The sequence below is a fragment of the Spirillospora sp. NPDC046719 genome (assembly GCF_040645715.1).
In the GTDB taxonomy this organism is placed as follows: domain Bacteria; phylum Actinomycetota; class Actinomycetes; order Streptosporangiales; family Streptosporangiaceae; genus Spirillospora.
Genome location: NZ_JBEYYT010000003.1, coordinates 1 through 20,973 on the forward strand (window position 1 = coordinate 1; position 20,973 = coordinate 20,973).

A 20,973-nucleotide genomic window follows, 5' to 3' on the forward strand; every position below is an offset into this window, starting at 1 on the left:
TCCGTCTCGGCGGACACGGGCCGGGCCGAGGTCAGGCTCCCTGGCCGGTTCTCGCCTCCTCGAGGCGTCGCAGCCCGGGGATCAGCGCCACGGCCAGCAGGCCGGCGGCGGCGAACCCGGCGGCCAGCCAGAAGCCGTTGGTGAAGCCGCTGTCCAGGTAGAACCGGGTGCCCTTCAGCACCCTGCCGTCCCGAGCCAGCACGACGAAGATCAACTGCGTCACCACGGTGAGGAGCGTGCCCTGCATCATGTTCTGCAGGCCGTTGGCCCGTGCCTGCTCGGTCGGCGACACCACCTCGATCACCATGATGGGGACCAGGGCGACGATCGTTCCGAGTCCGACCGCCGTCACGGTCCCCACCGCCATGAGCTGGGGCACGGTGTCGTGGAACCGCGCCGAGAGCCCGTAGCCGGCCGCGGCGAACAGCGCTCCGGCCGCCAGCAGGAGCCGGCTGTCCGTGCGCCGGGCGAGCCATCCCGTCGCGATCGCCACGAGGACGATCACGACGCTGGCCGGCGCGCCGATCCAGGCCAGCTTGGTCGCGCTGAAGCCCAGTCCGTCGGAGATCGTGGGGATCTTCGGCATCAGGCCGAGCAGCTGGCTGATGGTTCCGGCGGACAGTACGGTCCCGCCGAGCAGGGCCGTCGCCAGCAAGACCGACCAGACGGATCGCCGGGAGAGCATCGAGAGCGCGTAGAGGGGATGAGCGACCCGGCTCTCCACCACCACGAAGGCGATGATCGCCACCGCTCCGCCGATGACGAAGGCGAGGAACTCGCCGCTTGTCCAGCCCCAGTCGTTTCCCTTGCCGACGCCGTACACGATGGCGGTGATGCCGGCGCCCAGCAGCAGGCCGCCGGCCCAGTCCATGGGCGTGCGCTCCGTCCGGACGGGGCTCTCCGGGACGAAGGCCAGCAGCAGTGCCAGGCTCACGGCGGACGCCGCGACGAGGAACCACATGACGCTGCGCCAGCCATGGTCGTCGAGGAGCCATCCGGACAGGAACGGGCCGAACAGCGCGACGAGGCCCACTCCGCCGCCGATGAGCCCGCTGGCGGGGCCGACGAGACGGGGAGGGAAGACGTCCCTGGCGATGGCGAACACCAGGGCGGCGATCGGCGCGTAGAACCCCGCCACGCCGCGTCCGATCAGAAGGGCGGTGTAGTTCGGTGCGAGGGCCGAGACCAGGTCTCCGATAAGTCCGAGCACGGTGAGGACGAGCATGACCCGCCGCTTGCCGTACAGGTCCGCCGCCTTCATCGCGAACGGGGTGAAGAACGCGCCGATCAGCGAGCCGACCAGGATGAACCAGGCGATCTGCGTCGTGTGGAAGTGGATCGCGATCTTCGATTGGGCGTTGCCGGCGAGCAGCCCGATGACGGAGAGCAGTTGGGCGGGCCAGAGCAGGGCGATCAGCAGCAGCGCATGGCGCGCCGTGAAGCCCGTGCCCTCCGCTCTCTGAGGGGAGGTGGAGGCGGTCGATGTCATGGGGGTGGTCCCTCCTCCGAGGGGTGGGTGGGGCGTCGTTTCAACGGCCTGCCGCGGTGGCCGCCCGGCTCTCCTCCGCCAGCCGTTCGAGCGTTTCGGTGGAGACGGTGAGGCCGGTGAACTCGATGAACTGCCGGATCGGCATCGACTCGACCATGCGCAGCAGGTGGCTCTGGGATTCGGCTTGCTCCTTCTGCTCGGCGGTGAGGTTCTCGGACAGCGCCTCGATGAGCCGGGGACCGGCCACCGGGTGGTCGAACCAGTCCTTGAGCGGCGATTCGAGGCCGAGCGGCTTCGCCGGTGCTTCGCCGGTCAACGTGACCGTCCGCTGCGCGACGACGCGGGTCGCGCTCTCGCCGATCTGGACGGTGTACTCGCCCGGGGCGACCGTCCACCTCGCCGCTTCGACGTCGTAGTAGGCGAAGGCGCGCCGGCCGAGCGGGATCTCCAGGCGGGTCGACTCTCCCGGGTCGAGCGCGACCTTGGTGAAAGCGCGGAGCTCGCGGACAGGTCTCTGGACCGGTGCTTCTCCAGGGGCGATGTACACCTGGACCACGTGCTTGCCCGCCCGGGAGCCGGTGTTGGTGACGGTCAGCGCCGCGGTGGCGGAGTCATCGCCGGTGACCGTCACCACGAGGTCGGTGGTCTCGAAGGTCGTGTAGCTGAGCCCGTGCCCGAACGGGTAGCGGACCGGCGTTCGCGTAGAGCCGTAGTAGCGGTAGCCGACCATGACGCGCTCGCCGTAGAGAACCCGCCCCGCCTCTCCGGGGAAGTTGAGGTACGCGGGAGTGTCCTGAAGCCGCAGCGGAATCGTCTCGGCGAGGCGGCCCGAGGGGTCGATCACGCCGAAGAGGAGGTCGGCGATGGCGCCGCCGCCCGCCTGGCCCAGGAGCCACCCTTCGAGGATCGCGTCCACCTCGGTGTGCCAGCCTTCCAGCGAGACCACCCCGCCGTTGGACAGCACGACCACCGTGCGGGCCGCGACCGCGGCCGTGGCGCGGATCATCTCCACCTGGGCGGTGGGCAGGTCCAGGTGCTCGCGGTCGTACCCCTCGGACTCGTCGCCTTCGGAGAGGCCCGCGAAGACGATGGCGACGTCGGCTTTCCGGACGTCCTCCGCCGCTCGATCGTCGAGTTCCGGCGCGTGCGTGACGATCTGGTTCCGGACGTCGGCGAGCGCCCTGATCGCGTCCAGCGGAGAGTCGACGCGCGTCGGCGTGATGTGCGAGCTGCCGCCGCCCTGGAACCGGGGCTGCGCGGCCTGCTGGCCGATGACCGCTATCCGCCGGATCGTGGGGGCGATGGGCAGCACGCCGCCGTCGTTCTTCAGCAGCACCGCGCATTCGGCGGCGAGTTCCCGGGCCAGGCGGTGGTGCGCCTCGGCGTCGTAGACCGCCGGTACCGGGGCGTACTGCTTCGTCAGCGCCACGATGCGGCGGACGCTGCCGTCGACGGTCGACTCGTCCAGTTCCCCGTTCCGCACAGCCCGTACGACCTTGGCGTCGTCGATGCCGCCCGTGCCGGGCATCTGCAGGTCGGTCCCCGCCTTCAGCGCCGCGACGCGGTCGCCGACGGCGCCCCAGTCCGAGACGACGAGGCCCTCGAACCCCCATTCGGTGCGAAGCACCTCATCGAGCAGCCACGCGTTCTCGGTCGCGTGAACGCCGTTGATCCTGTTGTAGGAGGCCATGACCGTGGCGGGACGTGCGTCCTTCACGACGCGCTCGAACGCGGGCAGGTAGATCTCGCGCATCGTGCGCTCGTCGACCTCCGCGCTCACGCGCATCCGGTCGGTCTCCTGGTTGTTGGCCGCGAAGTGCTTGACCGACGCGCCGACGCCTTCCGCCTGCAACGCGCGGACGTGAGCGGCGGCGAGCACCCCGGTCAGCAGCGGGTCCTCGGAGTAGTACTCGAAGTTGCGGCCGCACAGGGGTGAGCGCTTGATGTTCACACCGGGGCCGAGGCTCACCGAGACGCCCAGCGCCCGTGCCTCGCGTCCCAGCGCGGCGCCCAGCCGCGCCGCCACCTCGGGATTCCAACTGGACCCGACGGCGACGGCGGGCGGGAAGCAGGTCGCGGGAACGCTGTCGCCGATGCCCAGGTGGTCGCCGCTCTCACCTTGCCATCGCACGCCGTGCGGGCCGTCGCTGAGCGCGATCGAGGCGATGCCGGCGCGCTCGATCCCTTCGGTGTGCGCGAAGTCGCGCCCGGACAGGAGCGACGCCTTCTCTTCCAAGGTGAGCCGATCGATGTCCACAGAGATGATCCCGTTCAGAGTGTCGTGAGGCCGGCGTCATCGCGCGCCTCGTTGAGCAGGTCGAATGCGGTCTCGACTTCCGCGGCCAGTCCCTCGCCGCCGGGAATGAGCGCGATGGCCTGGCGGACGGTCATGTTCGGGGCGGCGGCGCCCAAGCCCGTCCTGACGTGCTCCGCGAGTTCGGGCATCCGGCGGACGACGGCGTCGATCACGATCCGCTCGGCGCCGGGACGGTCGGCGACGTCGCTCAGCGGGCTGTCGAGGCTCAGCGGTGCAGCCGCCGACGTCTCGGTGGCGTACGGGACGGTCCAGGTGTGCGTCCCCGAGCCGACGACGAAGGCTTCGCGGCCCGGCAGGGCGACGGTCGCGGTGGTGTTCGCAGGGACGTCGGCCTCGACCGTGAGTCGGCCGCCGCCCACCCTCCATGAACAGGACGCGAGGCCATAGGGTGTGCGGAGCCGGGCGGCGGCGTGCGTGAGCCCGCCGCCGGGCCGCGGCCGTAGCGAGATCTCCCGGTAGCCCGGGGCGGCCGGCGCCAGGCCCGCGACGGTGCGGTGCAGCCAGTCGGCGACCGCGCCGAACGCGTAATGGTTGAAGGACGTCATGCCACTGGGATTGAGGGAGCCGTCGGGGCGCAGGCTGTCCCAGCGCTCCCAGATCGTCGTGGCGCCCGCGGTCACCGGGTAGAGCCAGGACGGGCACTCCCGCTGCAGGAGCAGCCGGTAGGCGCTCTCCAGATGGCCCGCCTCGGCCAGGGCGTCGCAGATCAGCGGAGTCCCGACGAAGCCGGTGGAGATCTTGTGGCCGTTGGCGCGCACCAGGTCGGCCAGGCGGGCCGCGGCGCGTTCCCGGCGCGGCGCGTCGGTCAGCAGGGCGAATTCGAGCGCGAGGGCGTAGGCGGTGGGGGAGTCGCTGAGCAGCCGCCCCCCGGCGGTGGTGTACTCGTCCTGGAACGCCTGGCGTACCTCCGCCGCCAGAGCCGAGAGGACGGCGGCGTCCTCATCGCGCCCGAGCACCGCGGCGGCGCGGGCCAGAAGGTCGGCCGAGCGGGCGAAGTAGGCGGTGGCGACGATCTCGGGGTAGGTCCTGGCCTGGTCGGGACGGTCCGCCGGGGCGGCCGGGTCCAGCCAGTCGCCGAACTGGAAACCGGCGTTCCAGATGCGGTCCGGGCCGGCCAGCCCGGTCACGTGATCGACCCATGCGCGCATGGAGGGGAACTGCCGTTCGAGGATGCCGGCATCGCCGAAGTGCCGGTACAGCACCCAGGGAACGATGACGGCCGCGTCCCCCCAGGCCGCGGCCGCCGTGGACGGGAGCCCGATGTCCGGCACGACGTTCGGAACCAGCCCGTTCTCGCGCTGCTCGGCGGAGAGGTCGGCGAGCCAGGAGGACAGAAGGCCCGCGCAGTCGTAGAGGAACGAGGCGGTCGGCGCGAACACCTGGAGGTCGCCGGTCCATCCCAACCGCTCGTCACGCTGGGGGCAGTCGGTGGGCACGTCGAGGAAGTTGCCGCGCATGCTCCAGACGACGTTGTCGTGCAGTCGTTCCACCAGAGGGTCCGAGCAACTGAACCAACCGGTCCGTTCCATGTCGGAGTGGCAGACCGCGGCGCTCACCTCTTCGACCGGCCCGGTCACCTCGGCGTACCGGAATCCGTGGAAGGTGAAGCGGGGCTCCCATGTCTCGACGCCGCCGCCGCGCAGGACGTAGGTGTCGGTGGCCTCCGCCGTGCGAAGCGGCGTCATGCACAGCTCGCCGTCCTGCAGCACTTCGGCGTGGCGGAGTACCACGCGGTCGCCGGCGTGACCGCGTGCCTTGATCCGCAGGCGGCCGACGACGTTCTGCCCGAAGTCGACGATCGTGTCCCCGGAGGGCGAGGTCAGCGTGCGCGCCGGCGTGAGGACCTCCGTCACCCGCACCGGCGGGCCTTCGGGAGCCACCAGTGTCGACAGATCGTGTTCCAGCACCTGGACCGGGGCCCAGGCGTCATCGGGATGCCCGGGCTCGGACCAGCCGGGGCGCTCCCGCCGGGCATCGTGGACCTCGCCGTCGTAGAGGTCGGAGGACACGAGGGGACCCGCCGCGGCCTGCCAGGCCGGTCCGGTGCAGAAGCGTTCGCTCGTGCCGTTCTCGTAGACGACCTCGAGCTGGGCGAGCCAGGCCAGGCGGTCGCCGTAGATAGCCCTTTTCCCCTCGAACCCGAGCCGTCCCCGATACCAGCCGTCGGCGAGCGTGGCGCCGAGGCAGTTCGGTCCCTCCCGGATCAACTCGGTCACGTCGAAGGTCTGGTAGCGCAGGCGGTGGCGGTAGGCGGTCCAACCGGGCGCGAGGACGTGATCGCCGACGACCCTTCCGTTCAGTTCGGCCTCGTACACGCCGAGGGCCGTCGCGTACAGCCGTGCTCGCTTCACCCCTGCGCTCACCTGGAACTCCCCGCGCACCAAGGAGCCGTCCCCTGGGCTGACGAAGTGGGCCTCCCAGTCCGCGGGCTGGAGCAGACCGGCTTCCACATGCGCCGTCTCGCTCCACGCCGTCCAGCCGTCGGGCCCCTGCGCCCGCACCCGGACCGCCACCCGTTCGCGTGCGGTGAGGGGCGCGAAAGGCCAGTCCACGAGCACCGATTCGGCGGACTCCACGAGCGCGCGTCCGCCGCGCGCTTCGACCTCGTACGCCGTCTGCCGCCACCCGCTCTGAGCGGTCTCGGTCACCCATGACAGCCGCGGGCGCGGTGACCCGATGCCGAGGGGCTCGCGCAGGTGCTCGAAACGAGGGGCGGAGACGTACGTTCTCATCGTTGCTCCTCAAGGTAGGTAACACGTGTAAACGACGGGCTCACGGTGGTCTGGCATCGGGGGTGGGGAGGGTAGTAACACGTGTAACTAGAGAGTGGGAGGACGTTAACATCGGGGTGGCGCCCCGGCAATAGCGCGGGGCCGGCGAGCGTGAGCGGGGACGGCGGTGGCAGGGAAGAGGGCTTCGCGCAGGGTCACCAGCGCCGACGTCGCACGGGAGTCGGGACTCTCGCGCGCGACCGTCAGCTTCGTCCTCAACGACAAGCCGAACAAGTCGATCCCGCCGGCGACCCGTGAGCGTGTGCTCCAGGCCGCCGCCCGGCTCGGGTACACGCCCTACGCTCCGGCTCGCACGCTGCGCAGCGGCCGCAGCGACATCGTGGTCCTGGTCCTGCCGCCCTGGCCGCAGGGACCCACCGTGAGCGACCTCGTCGAGCGGGCGGCGGGGGTGCTGACCGAGGCCGGCTACACCCTGGTCACCCATGTCCATTCCGGTGGCCCGGACCGGCTGGCGGCGATCTCGGTGGCGCTCGCGCCGGCCGCGCTGGTCGGCCTCCAGCCGTTCAGCGCCGACGAGCTCGACGGTGTCCACCGAGCGGGGACCACCAAGGTGTTCCCTCCCCCCGAGTCGTCCGCCGGCTACGATCCCGCCGCCACGCCGTGGAGCCGGGGGGTCGGCCGCATGCAGGCGGAACACCTGATCGCCCGCGGACATGCGCGGATCGCCTTCGCCCTGCCGGACGACCCGCGGTTGTCCGAGCTCGCCCGCGGGCGGCTGGAGGGCGTCGCGCAGGTGTGCGCCGAGGCCGGGCTGCCGTCGCCGACGGTCTCCACCGTCCCACTGGACACGGAGGCGGCCGCTCGCGTCGTCGAGGCATGGCGGGACGCGGCGCCGCCCTCCACCGGCGTGTGCGCCTACAACGACGAGATCGCGCTCGCGGTCCTGGCGGGGATGCGGGCGGCGGGGCTCTCGGCGCCCGCCGACCTGGCCGTGATCGGAGCCGACGACATCACCGCGGCCCGCTTCGCCGTACCGCCGTTGACGACCGTCGCCATCGACAGCGGCGACGTCGGAGCCGACCTGGCGCGGGCCCTGCTGCGGGCGCTGGACGGCGACGGCGAGGATTTCGCCGTGAATCCGCGCAACATCCATGTGATCGAACGGGAGTCCGTGTAGAGGCACGGGCCGAGGACGAACGGCCGGTCTCCGGCCCTTCTCCGGCGCCCGGCCTGGACGACCGTCACGGTCGCGCTCGTTCTGCCGGCAGCCGGCCGGGCGCGGAGGCGGGAGCGTCTCGGAACCGCTCCCGGTAGGTGCTCGCGCTCAGCCCGAAATGCGCCTTGAAACGGCGGGCGAAGTAGTTGGGGTCGGGCCAGCCGACGGCTCGGGCGATGTGCGAGATCGCCCGGTCATCGCGGATCAGCATCGCCGCGGCGACTTCGGCGCGCTGCTGGGCGAGGTACGCCATCGGCGGAAGGCCCACGGCCGACTTGAACAGGCGCACCAGGGAACCGGGCACCATGTGCAGTTCCCGTGCCAGCTCCGCGAGCGTCCACGGATCGGCCAGCCGGCTCTCCAGCAGTTGCATGGCCCGGCCGATCGCGGGGTGGGCCGGCGGGGCCGCCGAGCGCACCGAGCCGGACGCGGCCCGCGCGAGTCCGCTGAGGAACAGGGTCAGCCGTCCGACGACGTCGCCCTGGAACGCCTCCGCGGTGCAGCGCTGGAGTTTCTCGAGCGCCCGCAGATGGCCGACGCACTCGGCCGCCGAGGCCTCATCGAGCCGGATGCTCATCATGCCGCGCTGGCCGGTGGCATAAGGGCCGATCCACAGCAGGTGCGCCAGCACGGGGTTCTCGCGCGCCCAGGCGAGTTCGCGCTGGAGCAGTCCGGGGCTGAAGCAGCAGTTGTAAAGGACGAGGTCATCGCAGTCCTCGTACTCGTGCCACACACCGGGCCGCAGCAGCACGGCGTCACCGGCGGTGAGCCGGGCGCGTCCGGCGGGGGAGTGGTGGGTGCCTTCGCCGTCCACCGCGACCGCCACCTCGATGAAGCTGTGCGTGTGGGCGGGATAGGCGCGCTCATGCACGTGCCGTCCCGCGTAGGCGAGCGAGCCGTCGGTGAAGTACACCAGCCCACTGGTGTCCACTACCGGTGAAGCATCCATGCAGGCAGGCTACGTGAGAAGGCCTGGCTTGTTAATTCTGTGCTACTTCCGGTGAACTTCGGGCTACTGGTTCGACCGGCGGCGGGCGCATCATCTCCTCACCGACCCGGCGACCGCGGCACTCACCCGCGGGCGAGGAATTAAAACGTTTTAACGATCGAGATGAGATGATGGCGGACACTGACGAGGTCGCGGCTCCGCCGCACCGGCCCCCCGAAGCCGCGAGAAGGGCGCGGCCGCGGTCCCGCCGGCGGGCGCCGCTGCGCTCGGCGCCATGGTGGTTCACCATTCCGGCGCTGGCACTGTACCTCTACGTCGTGCTGATCCCGTCCGTGCAGGGAAGCGGCTACGCCTTCACCGACTGGACGGGGATCGGGTCCACCGCGTCGTTCACGGGGCTCCGGAACTTCCGCAAGATCTTCGCCGATCCGGCGGCCGTCGACGCGCTCCGGCAGACCGTGGAGCTCACCCTCGCGATCACCGTCGTCCAGAACGCGATCGGGCTCGCGCTGGCCCTCGGCGTGCACGCTCGCATCCGCAGCCGCAACGTGCTGCGGGTGCTGTTCTTCGCGCCCGCGGTGATGACGCCGGTGGTGACGGCCTACCTGTGGAAGTACATGTACGCGCCGGACGGCGCGCTGAACTCCGCACTTCGCGGGATGGGGCTGGGCACGCTCGCGCGGAACTGGCTCGGTGATCCGGACCTGGCGCTGTGGTCGGTCGCGGCCATCGTCATCTGGCAGTTCTCCGGGTACTCGATGGTGATCTTCCTGGCGGGGCTGCAGGGCGTTCCACCGGAACTCCACGAGGCGGCGGCCGTGGACGGCGCGAGTCCGGTGCAGCGGTTCCGGCACATCACCCGCCCGATGCTCGCCCCCGCGATCACGATCAACCTGGTGCTGTCGATGATCGGCGGCTTCAAGCTCTTCGACCAGGTGTACGTGACCACCGGCGGCGGCCCCGGCCACTCGACCGAGACGCTGTCGACGCTGATGTACAAGAACGCCTTCCAGTTCGGCGACTACGCCTACAGCACCGCGATCGCCGTGCTGCTCGCCGCCATCGTCGCCGTCGTCTCGGCCGTGCAGTACCGCGGGCTCCAGCGTCAGGGGGGTGCGGCGTGAGGCGCTACACGAGGAGGACGGCGGTCCTGGAGGCCCTGATGATCGCGGCCGGCGTCGTCGTCGCCTTCCCGATCTACGTGCTGGTGAACCTCTCGGTGCGCAGCGGGCACGACGCCGCGTCGCCTCTCACGCCGACCACCGCACCCACACTCGCGAACTACGCGCACGCGTGGCGTGAAGCCGGACTGGCCTCGGCCCTGGGGAACAGCCTGGTCGTCACGCTGGTGAGCCTGATCGTGATCGTCGCCGTGTCGTCCATGGCCGCCTACCCGCTGGCGAGGGCGACCGGCCGCTGGTCCCGCTGGACGTTCCTGCTGTTCGCCCTCGGCCTGCTGCTACCGGCCCAGCTGGCGCTCATCCCGCTGTACCACACCGTCCGCGACCTCGGACTTCTCGGATCGGTGTGGTCGCTCGTCCTGTTCTACAGCGGGCTGCAGGTCCCCTTCAGCGTCTTCCTGTACGCGGGTTTCCTGCGGGCGATCCCCGCCGAGTACGAGGAGGCCGCCGCCGTCGACGGGTGCGGCCCGGTGCGGGTCTTCTTCTCGGTGGTCCTGCCCCTGCTGCGGCCGGTCACCGGCACGGTGGTCATCCTGAACGCGATCTTCATCTGGAACGACTTCCTCACCCCGCTGCTCTACCTGTCCGGCAGCGCCCAGCAGACGCTGCCGGTCGCGATCTTCCAGTTCGTCGGCCAGTACGTCTCCGACTGGCAGCTCGTCTTCGCCGGCCTCGTGATCAGCGTCGTCCCGATCCTGTGCTGCTACTTCCTCATGCAGAAGCGGATCATCCGCGGTTTCGCCGGTGGGCTCAAAGGCTGACCCGCCTGTTCCGATCAGGGAAGGCCCGGCGCCACCGTCGCACCGGCGCAAGGCGACGGCCTCATCCGTCGCCGCATCATCTCCGGCACAAACCGCTTCACCGTGCCGTCCCACCCCCACACAACAGGAGAACTCCAATGAGACCAGCGATTCTCGGTGCCCTGGGCGCCCTCGCGGCCGCGGCCGTCCTCACCTCCTGCAGCAACTCCGCCGGCGGCACCGGATCGGACACCCTGCGCATCGCCTCGAACTCCAGCGAGAAGGCGGCGCTCGACGCCACTCTCGCCGCGTTCGAGAAGGCCGACCCCGGGATCCACGTGAACGTCACCTATGCGGACACCGACCCCTACCTGAGCACCCTGCGCACCCAACTGTCCTCCGGTACCGCAGCCGACGTCTTCTTCACGTTCCCGGCCAAGGGCAACGCCGGATCCGTCCAGCTCCTGGCGCCCGCGGGCTATCTGGAGGACCTGTCGGGCCGGCCGTGGGCGAGCAAGGTGCCGCAGAACATCAGGTCCGTCACCCAGTCCGGAGGCAAGCAGTACATGCTCCCGGTCACCTTCACCGGCATCGGGGCGGTCTACAACAAGAAGGCATTCAGCGAGGTCAAGGCCACGGAGCCGACCACCTGGACCCAGGTACTCGCCCTGTGCGACAAGGCGAAGGCCGCAGGAAAGGTCGCGTTCGCCCTCGGCAACCAGACGCCATGGGTCACCCAGCTCATCGACTACGCGCTGGCCTCCACCCTCGTCTACGGCCGGAATCCCGCATTCGACAGCGACCAGGCCGCGGGCAAAGCGACCTTCGCCGGGTCGGGGTGGAAGACCGCCATGGACCAGTACCTGGCGATGAACAAGCGCGGCTGCTTCTCCAAGGACCCCGACGGGACCTCCGTCGACGCCGCGGTCAGGCAGGTCGGCCAGGGCAAGGCCCTGGCCGCCGTCCAGGTGCTCGCCACGGCCGCCCAGATCAAGGAGACCGCTCCGTCCGGCACCGAGCTCGGCATGTTCCCGCTGCCGGCGACCGACGACCCGTCCGCCACCAGGATGCCGGGCGCGGTCGGCAGTTCCTACTCCGTCAACGCCAAGGCCAAGAACAAGGAGGCCGCCGAAAAGTTCATCGACTTCCTCGCCACCCCCCAGGCCATGAACGACTACGCCGCCAAGAGCAATGCCGCGGCGGCCATCACCAACTCCTCCTTCACCCCCGATCCGGCCTTCAAGGCGCTCATCGATTTCCAGAAGGCGGGCCGGACCGTTCCCTTCATGGATCAGATGTGGCCCAACCCCAAGGTGCAGCAGGCCCACCTCAGTGGAGTCCAGGACCTGTTCGCCGGCAAGGCCGCCCCGCAGGACGTCCTGAACCAGATGGACAAGGCGTACAAGAACGCCTGACCTCGTCCCCGTCCAGCCTCGAAGGATCGACATGAACACTCCCACCCCCCGGCCTTCGCTCGACCGCCGCGGCTTCCTCCTGGCCTCGGCCGCCGCCGGGATCGCCGCCGCCGTCCCGCTCACGGCCGCCCGCGCCGCTACCGGCCCGGCCTCCGCGAGCAGCCCCTTCCGGACGGCACTGTCGGTCAGCCCCTTCACCGAGAGGGTGCTCGGCAGCGTCTCCCTCACCGACGGCGTGCGGTCCGCGAGCACCGTCACCGACGTCCAGCGCCTCTTCAAAGCACACGGCGCCACCGAGGTCTACGCCCGCATCGCGACCCGCCGGCGGGCGCAGTCGGGCGACGCGCAGCACGGCTTCGACCAGGGGCTGCAGCGGGCCAGGCTCGCCCGCGCCCTCGGCCTGCCCTTCAATCCCGAACTCGGCCTGTGGGGCGTCTACGGCGACATGTCGTACCAGCCCGAACCCGACTTCACCGATTACCCGGCCATCAAACCGCCCGGCCCGTGGACGTCGCTGACCATCGACCAGATGGTGCCGGTCCTCCGGCGCTACGGAGCCTTGGTCGCCGCGCAGATCCTGTCGACCGGAGCCCAGGTCAGCATGTGGGACCTCGGGAACGAGGTCGAGTTCGGGGTGGCCGGCGTCGCGATCCGGAGCCTGGTCACCCAGTCCGACGGCTGGACCTACAGCCCGCCGGACGCGGTCGACCCGGCCATCGGCGCGATGGACTTCTACACCCTCATCTCCATGGCGGAGGACGACCGCATCGCCTGGCTGCGGACCCACCTGTGGCCCCACGTCGGCCGCCTGCTCGCCGCCACCGCCGAAGGCGTCCGGTCCGTCCATCGCGGGGCCCGTTTCAGCACCCACACCAGCACGGTCGCCGCTGCCAGCGGCAAGCTCTCGACGGCCTTCTGGCAGGCCATGTCCGCCGCCGGCTTCCGGGCCGACGAACTCGGCACGTCCTTCTACCCGACGAGCAACGACTACGGGGACCGCCTGGCCATCTTCAAGGAGGTCGCCACCTCCCTGCGGAGCACCTTCGGCAAGAAGGTGTTCGTGGCCGAGCTCGGCTACCCGTCCGCCACCATGTCCGATCCCTATGCCTGGAACAGCGCGCTGCCCGGCTACCCGATCTCGCCGCAGGGCGCGCACGACTTCGTCCGCGACCTCGTGGCGTGGGGCGGCGGCGCCGGCGGCCCCCTGTCCGGCGTGCGTCCCTGGGCCCCCGACTACTGCACGGCGGGCTGGCAGCCGATGAGCCACTTCGCCGTGACCGGGACGGCCGCGACGGCCGAACCCGTCCTCGACGCGATCGCCCAGGGTCTCCAGCAGGCTGCCGGAAGCTGACCGTACAGACCCATAGGTGCGAACGCGGGCCCGTATCGGCGTAGCAGGCCGGTGTTGCTTCTGGTCGGCGCCGCGCGACCAGAAGCAACACCGGCGCGCATCTCGATGCACGGGCTCGCGCATGTGCAGTGACGCGACGCCACCGGCCTCCAACGATGCCGTCTCGTTGTGGCCCGGCTGCCAATCACCGCGCGCGTCTTCGTCTTCGACTTCATGTCGGGAGCGGCATCGGGCCTGGCAAGGTGCACCAGCTTCATGTCCACCCCCTGCCTCGGGAGGCGCCGATGCGATACCGCTCCATGCTCACCGCCGCGTCACTGGGAGCCGCGCTGGCGGCACCCGTGATCGCGAGCCAGCCGGCCTCGGCCGCACCGTTCGCCTGTCTCTCCTCTGACAACGACATCTACGCCGCGGACGGCAACGTCCAGGGCGATCCGGGGGACCTGCTCGGCTGCCGCCAGGTCCAGCTCCCGGGCGTCTCCAACCCGCCCGGCTACAAGGCCTGGAAGATCCGCTACGTCTCGACCGACGCCAAGGGCGCCAAGGTGGCGGTGACCGGGACGGTGGCGGTGCCCGCCGACGCCTGGTCCCAGGGCGGCTCGCGGCCCACCGTCGCGTTCAACCCCGGGACGCTCGGGTCGGGGCCGCAGTGCGCCTTCTCCAAGCAGCTCACCGGCCAGTACCAGGACATGTACGAGGGCGACAACATCGCCACGTTCCTCAAGGCGGGCGACGCCGTCGCCGCCACCGACGGTCTCGGCTACATCGCGGGGAAGGTCCACCCCTACGTCAACGGCGCCGACGCGGGCCACGCCCTCCTCGACGTCGTGCGCGCGTCCCGCCAGATCCCCGGCGGCAGCCTGAAGGACGACGGCAAGGTCGGCATCTCCGGTTACTCCGAGGGCGGTGCCGCCTCTCTCTGGGGCGCGCAGCTGGCCAAGTCCTACGCTCCCGAGCTGAACGTCGTCGGGGCGGCGGCGGGCGGCGTCCCCGGCGACCTGAGAGTCACGGCCAAGGCGCTGAACGGGAGCCTGTTCGCCGGCTTCCTGGCCGACGCACTCGTCGGGCTGAACGCCCAGTATCCCGAGATGCCCTTCGACGAGCTGATGAACGACCAGGGCCGCCAGGCCGTCAAGACGGCCGAGAGCAACTGCCTGATGGGCACGCTGGCCTCGTTCCTGGGCGCCAAGGTCGAGAACTTCACCACCGGCAAGCTCTCCCTGGACCAGCTCTACGCGCTGAAGGGGCCGGACGGCACGACCTGGGGCGACATCGTCGACCGGCAGAAGCTCGGCGTCGGCATCGGCCCGGCGGGGTCGGGCGCCAAGTACGAGATCGGCTTCCCCGTCTTCCAGTACCGCGGAGCGCTGGAGGAGATCATCCCGCAGGAGACCGAGAACGACACGCGCGCGGCCTACTGCAAGGCCGGCATCAACACCACCTGGAACGCCGGCTACGCCGCCGAGCACCTGTCCACCGACTGGAACGCCGCCCAGGACGTCACCAAGTTCCTCAACGACCGCTTCACCGGCAAGGCAGTGCAGGGCAACTGCTGACCCGCAGGTCATCCGTTACGGCGAGTGGCAGGGCCCGGACGCCAAGCCCGCCCGGGCCCTGCCCTCTACCTGCCGGCCCTGTTCCGCATGGTCGTACCGGACGGCCGCCCGGCGCAGGCCGACGTTCGAAATCTACAACGTAAAGGAACTCGCTTGTTGCCCAGCCCACGAGAGTGCTCGTGGCGACCATCAGATGCCCCTGGCAGCGTGGCCTCGATTCGAGAGCCCGGACCCGTCTCGGGTGCAGGCCGTAGGTGACCTGACGCGGCGGTCGGGGACGGCATGCGTGATCGCTGTTTCGGGACTGGTTCCAGGCTGGGGAGGTGAGAATGGCGGTGTCTGGAGTCGTGGAGACAGGCGGGATGCGGTGCTGGTCGGCGACGAGGTTGCGGGACGGTATCGGCTGGTCGGCGTGCTGGGACGTGGCGGGTTCGGAGAGGTTTGGCGGGCCATCGACCTGCTGAGAGACCAGGAAGTGGCGATCAAGTTCCTGGGGCGGGACGTGGCCGAGGCCGGGCCGGTGTGGCTCGGCAAGTTCAAGCAGGAGGCCAGGATCGCCGTTCGGCTGACGCATCCGGGAATCACCAGGGTCGATGATTTCGGGGAGTACGGCGGGCAGTGGTACCTGGTGATGGAGTTGCTGCACGGGGAGAGCGTGGCGGTGGAGCTGGGCCGACACGCCGGGGGGTTGCCTGTGGAGCGGGCTCGGTCGGTGACCGCGCAGGTGGTCGAGGCGCTGGCGGTGGCGCACAGGGCCGGGGTGGTGCACCGCGACCTCAAGCCTGCCAACCTGATGGCGCTGGCCGGAGGCCGGGTGAAGATCTGCGACTTCGGAATCGCGCGATGGCACGACGCCCCGACGTCGCAGACGCTGCATGGACGGCTGGCCGGCACCCCGCTGTACATGTCGCCCGAGCAGTGGCGGAGCGGCGACATCGACCAGCGCGCCGACCTCTACAGTTTGGGCTGCGTGCTGTACGCGCTGCTCACGGGGTGCCCGCCTTTCACCGGTGAGTCGCCTGCGGTGCTGATGGCGCGGCATCTGAACGCCGAACCGCCTCCGCTTCGGCAGCTCCGCCCGGATGTCCCGGCCGACCTGGAGCAGATCGCACAGGACCTGCTGGCCAAGGACCCGGCCGCCCGCCCCGCCACCGCCGAGGCCGTCGCCGCCCGCCTGATCTCGCGGGCCGCCGGCCAGCGCGTGGTGCCCCGATCCATTACCAGAGGCGAGCACGACCGTGACGGCAACGGGGGCGAGGGGACCACACGGTCGAGCAAAGGGGAGCGGGCGGCGCGGCGGCTGTTGAGCGATGCCGAGGACAGAGCGCGGTATCTGGACGCGAGTGAGCACGCACCACCGGAACTGCCCCGTCTGGCCGCCGTCTGGTGGCGAATCGATCCCGAGCGCGCCGACCGGCTGCTCGTGGAGGCCGAAAAGCGCGCCGCGAAGGCCAGGGTGGCGGGCCGGCGGGCGTGCGCGCTGGCCGAGATCGCGCGGGCGTACACGACGCGGGACCGCCGCGACGCAGAACGCCTGCTGAATGAGGCCGTGGCTGTCGTCCGCCACCACCGCAGCCTGTTCGAGGAGGACCTCGGTCCCTCACCCTTCGATGGACCCGACGGGCAGCGTGCCGCATTGGCGACCGTCGCCGGCGTGATGGCGGTACTCGATCCCGAACACGCCGAGCGACTCGCGCGCGACATCGACCGGCCTCATGCGCAGGCGGAGGCGCTGCTGAACGTGGCCGGGGTGTGCCCGGACCGGGCCGAGCGGCTGCTGGAACAGGCCGAGACCGTGACGTCCGGCCAGGTCGACGGTAAGCATCAGGGGCCGCTGCTGGTGCGGATGGCCGTGCTGTGGGCCGCGATCGCCCCCGAGCGGGCCGAGCGGCTGGCTCGTGGCATTGTCCGCGCTCCAGGCCACCGGATCGCCCTGGCCAGGGTCGCCGCAGGGTGCACCGATTCCGACCGCGGGCGCGCAGTGCGGCTGCTGGAAGAGACCGAGGGCCTGGCGCGGGCGCTAGGACGCTGGCAGCGGCGTTGGCCACTGGCGGAGGTTGCGGCCGGGTGGGCGCTCATCGACCCTGAACGGGCCGAACGGGTCGCCGACTCGATCTCCGGCAAGGGGCACCGCCGCATGGCACTGGCAGAGATCGCGGCAGCCTACGCCCGCACCGAACCCGAGCACGCCGAACGTCTGATGGGCGCGATCCCCGGCCACTGGAGCGCCGAGCAGACGGCCAAGGTCGCGACCGCGTTCCTGACCGGGCAACGGCCCTGACCTCCCTGAGATGATGCGGCCCTCCAGCAGGCCAGCGGTCGGCATCGGCGAGAGCGAGCGGCGGCGACCCTGACGTCCTCCCGCGTATCCAGCCGGGGGCAGCTACACGTTCCTCGCCATTGCCGAGTGCAGCGTTTCTCGACTCGGCTCCGTGTCGGCACGGGCGGATCGAGGTGGACGAGCGCGGCCGGGGGCGCGGCCGATAGTGGCCTGGCGGCGGTGGGTGGGGGTCGTTACGGTACGGGCGTGGATCGACGCGTGTTCGGTATCTGGACCGCGGTCGTGTCGCTGCTCGCGCTGGTGGACGCGCTGGGGTGGTGGAAGGACTACGCGGACGGGGCGCACAGCGTCGGGCTGGGTCTCGCGCAGACCATGGCGTCCTCGCTGACCTGGCTCCCGGTGAACATCAGCGTGTACCTGCTCACCATGTGGTTCCCGGTCAGGCGTCCCCACATGGTGCGCGCGGTCCTGGTTCATCTGGCGGGCTACCTGGTCGCGCTTTGCTGGCTCAGCGGACGGATGTTCCTGTTCGATCCGGTGCTGCACTGGCTGCCTCCCGCGCAGGGGTTCGGCGATGAATACCTCCGCAATCTCGGGGCCTATTTGGCGATGTACTTCGAGTGGGTCGGAGTGGCCCACGGGGTCTACTACTTCGTCCAGCACCGGCGGCGCCGTGAGCAGCTGGCGCGGGCCCGCGAGGAGCTGACCCGGTCCGAGTTGCAGGCGCTGCGGGCACAGGTGCGGCCACACTTCCTGTTCAACGCGATGAACACCATCGCCTCGTTCGTCCATGACGACCCGCAGCGCGCGGAGGAGATGGTCGTGCGTCTGAGCGCCCTGCTGCGGCGGTCGCTGGAGCATGACGGTTCGCTGGAGGTGACGTTGCGCGAGGATCTGGAGGTCCTGTCCGCCTACGTGGACATCGAGCAGGCCCGGTTCGAGGACCGGCTCGCGGTGGACTGGCGGCTCCACCCCGGAGCGCTGGACGCGCTGGTCCCGCCGCTGCTGCTCCAGCCGCTGGTGGAGAACGCGGTCCGGCACGGGATCTCCCCGCGCGACGCGCCGGGCACGGTGACCATCACGGCCCGGCCGGAAGGATCCTGGCTGCGGCTGGTCGTCGCGGACGACGGTGTCGGGCTGCCGCCCGGTCGGCCTCGCACGGGGATCGGGCTGGCCAACGCCCGCGCCCGGCTCGCCCAGATGTACGGCGCGGAGCACCGGTTCAGCGTCGAGCCGCAGCCGGGCGGTGGTGTCGCCGCGACCGTCCGGCTGCCGCTGCGGACGGCGCGGACATGATCAGGACTCTGATCGTCGACGACGAGCCCCCGGCCCGGCGGCGGCTCCAGCGCATGCTGGAAGCCCACGAGGACGTCCACCTGCTCGCCGGGTGCGGCTCGCCCGCCACGGCGATCGCCGCCCTCCAGCGGCACCGGCCAGACCTGGTCTTCCTCGACATCCAGCTCCCCGAGGGCGATGGGTTCGGCATCCTCGACGCCATCTGGGGCCGGCACGACCCGGCCGTCGTGTTCGTGACGGCCTTCAGCCACCACGCCGTCCGCGCCTTCGAGGTCGACGCGGTCGACTACCTGCTCAAGCCGTACGGCCGGGACCGGCTCGACCTGGCGCTCGACCGCGTCCGTGACCGGCTGGCCCGGCGGACCGCCGCCCCGGCGCTGAACCGGCTGCCCGTCGAGATGGGCGGGCGGATCCGGCTGCTGGACCTGGACTCGATCGACTACGTCCGGGCCGAGGACGGCTACCTGCGCATCCACGCCGGCAGCCGCTCGCACCTGGTCCGCGGCACCCTGGCCAAGCTCCACGAGCGGCTCGGCTCCGCGGAGTTCCTGCGGATCCACCGCTCGGTCATCGTCCGGATCGACCGGATCCGCGAGCTGGAGATCCTCGGCCACGGGGAGATGCGGCTGACCCTGTGCTCCGGCAATACCCTCATCTCCGGCCGCGCCTACCGGGACCAGGTGCGGGCCGCGCTCGGCCTGCCGACCTGACCGCCGCTCCCGTTCACCCCGCCCCCGCTCCTGTTCGCGGCGCGGACCCGGCTGCCGTCCCGCGATCGCTCCTAGGGTGGGCGCGTTCCGTCACCCGGCAGAGCAGTGGCCGGCATCCTTCCTCGGGGGCATGGGTGCCGGTCCTTCCCCTCGCGTGGGAGTTCGCGATGAGAAATGTCCGCTGTACCCTCGCCGCCCTTGCCTGCGGCCTCGCCGTCGCGGCGGTGGCGCCCGGCGCGCACGCCGCCGTCCGAGGGCTCCACGCCCCGTCCGCCACCGCCCGAGGGTTTCACGCCCCGCACCCGTGCCGCGACGACGACGGCGCCGTGCAGCCCGGCTTCACCTGCTGGACGCTGACCGTCCCGCTCGACCATTCCGGCCGCACGCCCGGCACGCTCGATCTCCAGGTCGGTGCCGCCGACGGCCCGGCCAAGCCCAAGGGCACGCTGCTGTTCCTCACCGGCGGCCCCGGTCAGGAGGGCGTCGCCCTGCTCCGGCGCATCGCCGGGCGGATGCCCGAGGTGTTCGCGCAGTACCGCCTCGTCATGCTCGACCAGCGCGGCACCGGCCCGCTCGGCGCCATCGACTGCCCGAAGATGCAGGCTCAGGTCAGCGGCTCCGACAGCGCCCAGGCCACCCCCGACGCGGTGGACGAGTGCAGCAGCCTGCTCGGCGACCGGGCGCGCTTCTACGGCACCGATCAGAGCGTCGGCGACCTCGAGGACGTCCGGCGCGCGCTCGGCGTGGACACCATGGCCGTGGACGGCGTGTCGTACGGCTCCTTCACCGCCGCCCGGTACGCCATCGCCCATCCCCGGCACGTGTCCCGGCTGGTCATGGACTCGGTCGTCCCGCACCACTGGACGGTCGCCGGAGACCTGAACCTGGTCGGGCTCACCGCCCAGCCCCGGGTGCTCCGGGACGCCTGCAAGGCCGCGCCCGCCTGCGGTTTCGACCCGGCGCAGGACCTCGCCACGCTCGTCCGGCGGCGCACCCCGGCCGGTGGGCTGGCCCTGTTCGGCGACGTCGTGGGCTACGAGTTCCTCGACCCGACCTACCGCGACCCGGACCCGATCCCCGGCAGCGGCCTGCCGGGCGACATCATCGGCGCGATGCACCAGGCCGTCGCCGGCGACACCAGCCGGCTGGACGCCATCGAGGCCGTGCTCGCCCCGGCCGACGGCACGCCCGCGAGCCAGCTGAGCGCGGGCCTGCACGCGGCCACCCTCTGCCAGGACCTGCGCTTCCCGTGGGGCACCTCGGCCACCCCGCAACGGCTCCGCCGCCCGTTCCTCGACCGCACCGCGCGCACCCTGCCCGCATCGGCCACCTGGCCGTACACCCCGGCGGTCGCGCTCGCGCAGAGCAGCGTCCAGACCTGCCTGCGCTGGCCGGCCGAGCCCCCGACCGCCGACCCCGCCGGCCGGCTGCCCGACCTGCCCACGCTGATCCTCGCCGGCGACCACGACCTCAGCACCCCGCTGGAGTGGGCCGAACAGGAACGCGCCGTCAGCCCCGCCGGCACCCGCTTCGTGATCGTCAAGGGCGCCGCCCACTCCATCCAGAACCGCGAACCCGGCCACACCGGCCGCGCCGCCCTGACCACGTTCCTGCTGAGCTGACCGGGCGAGCCCACCGCACCGTTAACGGATCCCGCGAACCGCCGGGGTGGCCGCTAGCGCCCACCGCCGCGGACCCCTAGCCCCGCCGGCCGCACCGCGCCGCGAATCCCCGGACCAC

Annotated in this window: 14 protein-coding genes; 10 read left to right on the forward strand and 4 right to left on the reverse strand. The window is 71.2% G+C overall.

What is annotated here, in order from left to right; genetic code table 11:
- Positions 1–31: 31 nt before the first annotated feature.
- Genes ABZ914_RS01085 through ABZ914_RS01095 form a run of 3 tightly spaced genes read right to left on the reverse strand, consistent with a single transcriptional unit; the run spans position 32 to position 6,538 of the window.
- On the reverse strand, positions 32–1,489 hold the full coding sequence (locus tag ABZ914_RS01085) for an MFS transporter (RefSeq protein ID WP_500190770.1): 1,458 nt from the start codon (positions 1,487–1,489) through the stop codon (positions 32–34).
- Positions 1,490–1,529: 40 nt separating this feature from the next.
- On the reverse strand, positions 1,530–3,746 hold the full coding sequence (locus ABZ914_RS01090) for a glycoside hydrolase family 3 C-terminal domain-containing protein (protein ID WP_500190772.1): 2,217 nt from the start codon (positions 3,744–3,746) through the stop codon (positions 1,530–1,532).
- A gap of 14 nt (positions 3,747–3,760) precedes the next feature.
- Complete coding sequence (locus ABZ914_RS01095) at positions 3,761–6,538, reverse strand: family 78 glycoside hydrolase catalytic domain (protein ID WP_500190773.1); 2,778 nt, start codon at positions 6,536–6,538, stop codon at positions 3,761–3,763.
- A gap of 166 nt (positions 6,539–6,704) precedes the next feature.
- Here ABZ914_RS01095 and ABZ914_RS01100 point away from each other — a divergent pair, with 166 nt between their 5' ends.
- A complete protein-coding gene (locus tag ABZ914_RS01100; RefSeq protein WP_500190774.1) occupies positions 6,705–7,715 on the forward strand; it encodes a LacI family DNA-binding transcriptional regulator in 1,011 nt (336 codons plus the stop codon).
- A 64-nt stretch (positions 7,716–7,779) separates the two neighbouring features.
- Here ABZ914_RS01100 and ABZ914_RS01105 read toward each other — a convergent pair whose 3' ends face one another.
- On the reverse strand, positions 7,780–8,703 hold the full coding sequence (locus ABZ914_RS01105) for a helix-turn-helix domain-containing protein (RefSeq protein WP_500190776.1): 924 nt from the start codon (positions 8,701–8,703) through the stop codon (positions 7,780–7,782).
- 167 nt (positions 8,704–8,870) lie between these two features.
- Here ABZ914_RS01105 and ABZ914_RS01110 point away from each other — a divergent pair, with 167 nt between their 5' ends.
- From ABZ914_RS01110 to ABZ914_RS01150, 9 genes are all read left to right on the forward strand, one after another.
- Positions 8,871–9,827, forward strand: a complete 957-nt coding sequence (locus ABZ914_RS01110; protein ID WP_500190778.1) for a carbohydrate ABC transporter permease — start codon at positions 8,871–8,873, stop codon at positions 9,825–9,827.
- The gene (locus ABZ914_RS01115; protein ID WP_500190779.1) at positions 9,824–10,645 is read left to right on the forward strand and encodes a carbohydrate ABC transporter permease; all 822 of its coding nucleotides are present in this window, start codon (positions 9,824–9,826) and stop codon (positions 10,643–10,645) included. Before ABZ914_RS01110 ends, ABZ914_RS01115 begins: the two co-directional genes overlap by 4 nt.
- 137 nt (positions 10,646–10,782) lie before the next feature.
- The gene (locus ABZ914_RS01120; RefSeq protein WP_500190780.1) at positions 10,783–12,039 is read left to right on the forward strand and encodes an ABC transporter substrate-binding protein; all 1,257 of its coding nucleotides are present in this window, start codon (positions 10,783–10,785) and stop codon (positions 12,037–12,039) included.
- A gap of 31 nt (positions 12,040–12,070) precedes the next feature.
- Positions 12,071–13,390 carry a glycosyl hydrolase 53 family protein gene (locus ABZ914_RS01125; protein WP_500190782.1) on the forward strand — a complete coding sequence of 440 codons (1,320 nt, stop codon included), beginning with the start codon at positions 12,071–12,073 and terminating at the stop codon, positions 13,388–13,390.
- 284 nt (positions 13,391–13,674) lie between these two features.
- Entirely contained in the window at positions 13,675–14,946 is a 1,272-nt protein-coding gene (locus ABZ914_RS01130; RefSeq protein ID WP_500190784.1) for a lipase family protein, read from the forward strand.
- Between the two features lie 367 nt (positions 14,947–15,313).
- A complete protein-coding gene (locus ABZ914_RS01135) occupies positions 15,314–17,227 on the forward strand; it encodes a serine/threonine-protein kinase (RefSeq protein ID WP_500190786.1) in 1,914 nt (637 codons plus the stop codon).
- A 246-nt stretch (positions 17,228–17,473) separates the two neighbouring features.
- On the forward strand, positions 17,474–18,523 hold the full coding sequence (locus tag ABZ914_RS01140; protein WP_500190788.1) for a sensor histidine kinase: 1,050 nt from the start codon (positions 17,474–17,476) through the stop codon (positions 18,521–18,523).
- A complete protein-coding gene (locus ABZ914_RS01145; protein ID WP_500190790.1) occupies positions 18,520–19,233 on the forward strand; it encodes a LytR/AlgR family response regulator transcription factor in 714 nt (237 codons plus the stop codon). The genes ABZ914_RS01140 and ABZ914_RS01145 overlap by 4 nt, the downstream gene beginning before the upstream one ends.
- A 167-nt stretch (positions 19,234–19,400) precedes the next feature.
- Complete coding sequence (locus tag ABZ914_RS01150) at positions 19,401–20,855, forward strand: alpha/beta fold hydrolase (RefSeq protein WP_500190792.1); 1,455 nt, start codon at positions 19,401–19,403, stop codon at positions 20,853–20,855.
- The last annotated feature ends 118 nt before the right edge of the window (positions 20,856–20,973 follow it).